This is a genomic window from Peribacillus sp. P4_D6 (assembly GCF_056401795.1).
The window spans coordinates 1-8,034 of sequence record NZ_JBFUIQ010000152.1 but is presented as its reverse complement, the minus strand read 5'-3'; the positions used below and the strand labels follow the sequence as shown (position 1 = coordinate 8,034).

General features: G+C 41.0%; 6 protein-coding genes, 1 rRNA gene and 1 pseudogene. 7 read left to right on the top strand and 1 reads right to left on the bottom strand.

Going from position 1 to position 8,034, the window contains the following annotated elements; all coding sequences use genetic code 11:
* The first annotated feature begins 123 nt into the window (after nt 1-123).
* Both rrf and AC1DVB_RS23660 read left to right on the top strand, forming a co-directional pair.
* Nucleotides 124-239, top strand: a 5S ribosomal RNA gene (rrf, locus tag AC1DVB_RS23665).
* Between the two features lie 161 nt (nt 240-400).
* Entirely contained in the window at nt 401-1,252 is an 852-nt protein-coding gene (locus tag AC1DVB_RS23660) for a tyrosine-type recombinase/integrase (protein WP_057277192.1), read from the top strand.
* A gap of 260 nt (nt 1,253-1,512) precedes the next feature.
* Here the strand turns inward: AC1DVB_RS23660 and AC1DVB_RS23655 are convergent, their stop codons facing one another.
* Complete coding sequence (locus AC1DVB_RS23655; RefSeq protein WP_095679860.1) at nt 1,513-1,752, bottom strand: hypothetical protein; 240 nt, start codon at nt 1,750-1,752, stop codon at nt 1,513-1,515.
* 568 nt (nt 1,753-2,320) lie between these two features.
* Between AC1DVB_RS23655 and AC1DVB_RS23650 the strand changes: the two are divergent.
* From AC1DVB_RS23650 to AC1DVB_RS23630, 5 genes and pseudogenes are all read left to right on the top strand, one after another.
* A pseudogene (locus tag AC1DVB_RS23650) lies at nt 2,321-2,425 on the top strand (recombinase family protein); the annotation flags it as partial.
* 504 nt (nt 2,426-2,929) lie between these two features.
* Complete coding sequence (locus AC1DVB_RS23645; protein ID WP_477591228.1) at nt 2,930-4,528, top strand: long-chain-fatty-acid--CoA ligase; 1,599 nt, start codon at nt 2,930-2,932, stop codon at nt 4,526-4,528.
* A gap of 94 nt (nt 4,529-4,622) precedes the next feature.
* Complete coding sequence (locus AC1DVB_RS23640; RefSeq protein ID WP_477591226.1) at nt 4,623-5,891, top strand: MFS transporter; 1,269 nt, start codon at nt 4,623-4,625, stop codon at nt 5,889-5,891.
* 95 nt (nt 5,892-5,986) lie between these two features.
* Nucleotides 5,987-7,159, top strand: a complete 1,173-nt coding sequence (locus tag AC1DVB_RS23635) for a thiolase family protein (RefSeq protein ID WP_477591224.1) — start codon at nt 5,987-5,989, stop codon at nt 7,157-7,159.
* Between the two features lie 111 nt (nt 7,160-7,270).
* A partial coding sequence (locus AC1DVB_RS23630; RefSeq protein WP_477591222.1) for an acyl-CoA dehydrogenase family protein occupies nt 7,271-8,034 on the top strand: 764 nt, incomplete at its 3' end.

Sequence of the window (8,034 nt, the reverse complement as noted above, 5' to 3'; positions counted from 1 at the left end):
GGTGGAAGCATGGTGACATGTGGAGCTGACTGATACTAATAGATCGAGGACTTAACCAACGCTTTTTAAAAAATGAAATACCTTCTTATTATCTAGTTTTGAAGGAACAACGTTCCTTTTATGTTTGGTGGCGATAGCGAAGAGGTCACACCCGTTCCCATTCCGAACACGGCAGTTAAGCTCTTCAGCGCCGATGGTAGTTGGGGGTTTCCCCCTGTGAGAGTAGGACGCCGCCAAGCAATTTTTATCACATCAATTAGGATTCATAAACCCGTATAAACAGGTTCAAATCCTATCTACGCATCTAAACCTTAGGATTATCCTAAGGTTTTTTTGTATAAATTCCACAATTCGTTGGAAAGGCTTATTAATAGCATGATTTTGGTAGGGGGCTTCTCGAATGACCAGTAAAGAAGAAATCCTGGACAATAAACAAATTCTTCATTCTTTTGCGAAATGGTTAATGGGTCAAAATAAATCCGATGGTACGATTAAAACCTATGTGGGAGTCATCTCCCAGTTTCTTCAATGGTTTAAAGATGAGGCGGAAGAGATTGAAAAATTCCACGTCCAAACCTATTTAGACGATATGGAACAGTCAAACAAGAGTGGAGGAACGATTGAAAAACATTATTCAGCCATTACCATGTTTTCCAGGTTCCTTGATAAACCCGAAATCGTCCTCAACATCGATCGTAAAGCAAAGGAAAAGAAAGAAGATCCGCCAAAAGCCCTGAACATGCTTGAGCAAGCTGCTCTCCTAAAAGAAATCGAGGCCTCTGGGCATTTCAGGAATATTGCTATTGTCTACACAATGATTCATACGGGTATCCGGGTGTCCGAACTTTGTGATTTGAACCATAGTGACATTCAAAAAGAGGGAGAAAGGCAATATATCCTCATTCGGGATTCAAAAGGTGATATAGACAGGAAGATTCCACTCTCCATGACTGCTAGTGAAAAGATCAAGGCATACAAGGAATTTTTAAATATGGAAACGGAAGCCATCTTCATATCCAGTGTGAATCAACGCATAACGCCAAGGTCCGTGCAATATATGTTGACTAAATATAATACGACTCCCCATAGGCTGCGGAATACGTTTTGCCAAACATTAATCGATAAGGGGATAGACCTTCAAACCGTTTCAAAATTGATGGGGCATAAAGATTTGAACATGACCAAACGTTATATAGGAGAAGGAAAAGAAGAATTGGAATCAGCCATTGAAAATACTTTTGATAATTTGTAGGATTGGGAATACTTAACGATATACAAGAAGTTTTCCTTCATAAGTTCCAATAGCACGGGGAATTTAATGCTGATGATTTAAAAATAGCATTTCTTTTATAGTTGTACAGATTAAAATGACTAGGAATTTTTAAGACGAAGATCTCTTTTGGTGAATGCCACCCAAAACAACCCTTTGGTAGCCAAGAGGGTTAATTAGAAGGAATTTATTCTTTACCTAGGGTAGACTAGAAAACATCATTGGACTTCTTATTCTACAATTTAGGGTTGCAGGGTAGTTTCTCTTAGTAGTTTCTCGGCATCAATTATACAAGCACCCTTGTCATGTAGGTATTCAATTGAGATACTCCTTTTTAATGCTGTTTGTTCAATTAATCTAATTTCATGCTGCATAGCACCAGACAAGATTCCATTTTCAATGTTCTTATTTATTTCATAATAAAATCCTGCCAATAATTCTAACGGTAATTCATCGTAAAGGGAACTTTTTTTGATCTTCATAAAGTACCTCCTCATTCTACAATTAAACTAGCATACATATTTGTAATAAAAACATAAGGGATCTTAAGGGGAGCTTTTAAGCTAGGGAAACCCTGAATTTGACCGATACAGAGTTTTTTGTATTTGAAAAGTATGATTGATGAATCACTGTTTCCTATTCGGAAGAAGCTATTCTTTCTATGTACTGTTCCGGGTATTGGCCCCACCTACGCCAGATACTATGACGGCCACGCATGCCATCCAACCTATTATTATCATAAAAGAAAGCGCTTACATTGTCAAGAATTTCATTTGGAAATTCGAGCAAAAACCTCTTGGTATGATAAAAGGATGACAGGCTGATAGGATGAAGGGGCTAAAATTAACAAAATCAGCAGATTTATTATTTTAATAATATCCAAAAAAGAAAATGTTGTATTTCACAAAAATGGTTGAGCGCCGTTTAAAGCTAAAAAATTTCCGAAATGGTCTGTATAGCATTGTTACACCCGTTCGTAAAAGTTAGAAAAACATTTACGAACGCTTTTGATAGAATAAGAGAGAGAAAAGTAGATGAAGGAGTAAAAAAATGGATGTCCGTAAATTTGGATACATAAGAGTGAGTAGCAAAGATCAAAATGAAGGACGACAACTTCAGGCCATGTTGGATAATGTTCTTAAAGAACGTGATATCTAGATCTTTACAGGATGGTCCGATCGATTGAACCAGTTGTGTGGCTTTGATGATTCTTGGATTCAGCGGTGGCAAAATCAGTCTACGAACGCACAAAATCTAAAAATCCAGGAATGGAAAGGGAGCTATAGATTTTTTATTTAACCGTAGGTCAATAAAATTCGAAAAGCCCATCCTCAGCTGGATGGGCTTTTCGAATTTTATAATCCCCAAAGTCTATAACACGATTTGTGAGTAGGTATAATCTATAATATGGTAAAAGTCAACTTTTCAATATCGTTAGTAAAGAGCTGAGTTTGTTTAAATTCAAAAATGAATTATGGGCATTTTGATGAATCCCCTATAGAAAGGCATTATTTGCGAATAAAATTCATTAATGAATTGACTGATGTTAATAATAAGCGATTTTACATTAAAATGGGTCTTGGCATGCTAGTTGCATAATAATAGTTATAAATCAAACATGCACGATATGAAATTCGTTTATGTGCGGAGGGATAAATGGTGCGAAAAACGATAAATAAACCATGGGAGCAATGGTATGTTGAAAGATTGAAATCTATGAAGCTACCGGAAATATCCGTCTATTCACTGCTTGATATAACAGCAAGTAAGTTTCCACACCATACAGCCATCATTTATGAAGACCAGTCCATGGATTATAAGAATCTTAAAATGCAGGTAGACAAACTTGCAGGTAAATGGAGAGAAATGGGCTTTGTTAAAGGTGAACGGATTGGACTGATGATGGCCAACCACCCTTATTTCATAATCAGTTATTATGCTGCCCAGGCACTGGGTCTGTTGGTTGTACAAATTAATCCCATGTATAAACCGCGGGAACTATTGCAAATATTAATAGACTCGGATACCAAGAATATTGTATTTGACCAAACGGCCGCAAATACAATCGAAGAAACGAAGGCGATATATGAATTTGATGTATGCATTGATGCGGAAAATGATCAAAATGGCTTTTATTCCCTTAAAACGATGATTGAAACAGGGGATGCGATTAAGAAGCCCGTAGTGATAATCCCGCATGAAGATACGGCAGTCATCCAATATACTGGCGGCACCACTGGGAAGATGAAGGGTGTCATGCTTACTCACCATAATTTAACCTCAAATGTTGTGCAGAGCTTTGAAATGTATGGTGATTCCCTGAAACCTGGCGAAGAAATCGTTTTGGCAGCTACGCCTCTTTACCATGTTTATGCCATGACGAGTGCAATGAATCTAGGTATCTATATTGGAGCTGCCATCCTCTTATTTCCTAAATTCGAACTTGAAGATGTACTTGCAAAAATAAAAAAGTACCGTCCGACTTTCTTTCCGGGAGTTCCAAAGATGTATAACGCTTTCGTCAATCATCCAGGAATTGAAAACTATGGACTGGATTGTTTAAAAAGTTGTTCTTGTGGATCGGCGCCCCTGCCGGTTGAAGTAATAAAGCGATTTGAGGGGCTGACCGGTGCCAAAATCGGAGAGGGTTTCGGTTTGTCTGAGGCTTCACCTTCCACTCATCGTAATCCGCCTTTCGGAAAAAGGAAAATAGGAAGCATTGGCATCCCTTTTCCAGGCACGGACTGTATGATCATTGACGATGAAAATAATGAAGTGCCTAACACATGCGTCGGGGAGTTGCTCATAAAAGGCCCGCAAATCATGAAGGGTTATTGGAATAACGAAGCCGAAACCMAAAAGGCCTTACAGAATGATTGGCTATATACTGGCGATCTTGCTGTGATGGATGACGAAGGATATTTCTATATTGTCGGCAGGAAAAAAGAAATGATCATCGTCGGCGGATTCAATATTTACCCGCAGGAGGTAGAAGGGGTTCTGTATGAACATCCGGCCATTAAAGAAGCAGCTGTGGTCGGCATCCCACATAAAGAAAAAGGAGAAATAGTGAAAGCATTCATCGTACCTAAAGAAAGCGCTTCCGTGGATCTTGAAGAAATAGAAGGATATTGCTATTCCCAAATGACCCCTTATAAAGTACCAAAAGTATTTGAATTAAGAAAAGAACTTCCGCGTAATACAGTGGGTAAACTATTAAAAAGATTGTTAGTTAAGGAGGAATTAGAAAAGGGTTGAAAGTGGGGGAGTGTGATTTCAACCATCTAAGTTGAACCTTACGTTGGATGGTATGCCAGTTTGTAAACAAAAATAAAGAAGAGGAGGGATTCATATGCGTTGGGTTGTTCTCATTCTATTATTCTTTGGAGCCGTCATCAATTTTGCAGATAAATCGATCGTGGGCCTCGCAGCTGTTCCCATCATGAAGGAATTCAATCTTACCTATGCAGAGTGGGGCTTTGTTGGAAGCAGTTATTATTGGCTTTACCCAGTAACAGGGATTTTTGGGGCAGCATGGGCTGATCGGCTGGGGGCTAAAAAAGTGCTGGGGTTCATCATGCTGACATGGACCGTTTTGCAATTCGGCGTTTTAGCCATTACCGCTCTTCCATTATTAATTCTATACAGGATTTTACTTGGCGCATTCGAAGKGCCTTATAGCCCAATTGCTTACAGTCATGCCGATAAGTGGTTTCCGCCGAAACTGAAAGGTTTTGCCAATTCGGTTGTTGTTGGCGGAGGGACCGTTGGCGCGATGATCGTGGCACCGATCCTCGTATCCTTAATTACGATATTCGGCTGGAAGGTTGCCTTTGCCGCCCTTGGTGCAGCAAGCCTTGTTTGGTTCTTCCTCTTTCAATTTTTAACAAAGGAAAATCCAGTTGAAGTATACGAAAACGTCCAAAAGAAAAAGAAACAAAAACTGGAAAAAATAAAAGTGAAAGACTTTTTGCTGCTACTGGCCTCGCCAACTGCTTTGTTTACTACGCTCGCTTATTTTTCAACGTATATTTTAGTAGTTTGGTTTTCCGTTTGGCTCCCGATTTATTTAGTGGAAGCCGTAAAAATGACTCCAAGTCAAATGGGAACCAGCGTTGCGATAATCGGAGTCGTTTCCGTATGTATTTATATGGGTGTTTCGATGGCGTCCGATCATTTATTCAAGAAGAATCAGAATTGGCGATCATCAAGGGTATTCGTCGTTGCGGGCGCCATGATTCTTGGTGCATTGTTCTTTTCCTCAATCATGATATTTCAAAATCCAATCTGGGTGATAGTCGCCATGTGTTTAGCAAAGGGTCTTACATACGCCATTTTACCAATTGGACCAACGATCATGATCAATGAAATGCAGGAGCGGGGGGGATTGATGACAAGCATCTTAACATCATCAGGAAATCTAGCGGGAATTGTTGCACCTCTATTAACTGGCTATATCATAAGTCTAGCTGGAGGAAATCAACTATTGGGTTATAACCTATCGATATTGTTCATGGCCATCCTTGTCCTGGCTTTTGGCATCCTGTTTGCGATATTCGTTAAACCGGCCGGGAAACTTAAAAATAAAAGTTCGGATAACTTTGACCTTAAGTCCTCATAAGCAGAGTCGAACCTGCTTACATTCAATGAAACTAGTGAAGAGAAGGAATGCCTTCAAATAATGGCGTGAATAAAAGGAAAAGGAGCGGATTGGACATGAATAGAGAAGCCGTCATAGTTTCTGCAGTTCGAACAGCAATTGGAAAACAGGGAGGTGCACTTGCATCTGTTCCTGCCCACGTATTTGGAGCAGAAGTGATGAAAGAAGCCTTGAAACGAGCGAATCTAGAACCTCGTATGGTAGATGATGTAATCATGGGGAATGTGTTAAGCGGGGGTGGAAACATTGCCAGGTTAACTGCACTGGAAACGGGCCTCTCGATTCATCTTCCGGGTCTGACTGTCGACCGTCAATGCGGCTCGGGAATAAATGCTGTCAACTTGGCTGCACAAGCGATCAGGGCTGGCGAAGGCGATGTCTATATCGCCGGTGGGGTCGAGAGCATGAGCAGGGCGCCATACTTGATGGACCGACCGGAAAAACCATACAGTGCAAAGCCGCCGCAGTTCAGAAAGTCCAGGTTGTCCCCTAAAGAGATTGGTGATCCCCCGATGGGAATCACGGCTGAAAACTTAGCGGGAAAATATGAGGTCAGCAGGGAAGAACAAGATGCCTTTGCTCTACAAAGCCAAAAAAATATGGCCAGAGCCGTGGAAGAGGGCCGGTTCAATGAACAGATTGTGCCTATTCACATTCCCGTCAGAAAAGGTGACGATATCGAATTTAAATTGGATGAACATCCTCGACCGCAAATAACGAAAGAAGGGCTAGCCAAATTATCGCCTGCATTTCTGGAAGGCGGGTCCGTGACTGCAGGCAATAGTTCGGGATTGAATGATGCCGCATCAGCATTGGTCATCATGTCGAGGGAAAAAGCGGTGGAATTGGGGATTAAGCCTTTAGCGACGATCAGGGCACAGGCAGTTGCAGGGGTAGATCCAAATTATATGGGAATAGGACCTGTTCCCKCTATAAGAAAGGTAATGGAGAAATCAGGACTTTCCTTAAATGAAATGGACATCATTGAGTTTAATGAAGCATTCGCCGCTCAAGTCATTGCTTGTAATCGGGAGCTTGATATGAATCTAGCAAAAGTGAATGTGAACGGGGGAGCCATTGCACATGGACACCCACTTGGTGCGACGGGTGCCATCCTCATTACGAAAGCGGTTCATGAATTGAAGCGTTCTGCCGGAAGGTTCGCCCTTATTACAGCTTGCATTGGAGGCGGACAGGGAATTGCTACGATAATTGAACGTGAAGGCTGATTTTATATGTGTGTTTACAAAAAAACAATGAATTTAGCACAGCATTCAGACCTAAATGCCCTACTTGTCGATGGCTACTATACATGAACAGAACTAAGGAGGAATAAACTCATGACCATCACTTTAACCAAGGAAATGCAGCAAATGAAGGAAATGATCCGTAATTTTGTTGAAAGGGAAGTGGAGCCCTTCGCCATACAAATTGAAGAAGAAGATGCCATCCCAGAGCATTTGGTGGAAAAAGCGAAAGACCTTGGCTTATTCGGGATAAGCATTCCCGAACAATACGGTGGAATTGGCTTAAATGCGGTGGGAAAGGCTACCGTTTTAGAGCAGTTAGGAAGGACCCATAATGGTTTCGTTTCATTAATAAGCGCTCACACCGGGATTGGCAGTACAGGTCTGGTTAAGCTGGCATCCGAGCATTTGAAAAATAAATACTTGCCTGAAATGGCAGCAGGCACGAAAATTGGCGCCTTTGCTTTATCTGAACCCGGAGCGGGATCGGATGCAACCAATTTGGCAACGAATGCAGAAAAGAAGGGTGATTACTGGGTGATGAACGGGACGAAACATTTCATCACGAATGGGCCGATAGCTGATGTTTATACCGTATTCGCTTTAACGGATAAAGATAAAGGAGCAAAGGGAGGGATTACCGCTTTTTTAGTGGAAAGAGACTTTCCTGGTTTGACTGTCGGCAAAAAGGACAAAAAAATGGGATTAAGAGGATCATATACCTCACAGGTCATTTTTGAAGATTGTATCATACCTGAAGAAAATGTAATCGGCGAAGTTGGAATGGGATATATTTCTGCACTTAAAATTTTAGGTGAAGGGCGAGTAGGATTGGCTGCAAGAGCAGTGGGTTCAAG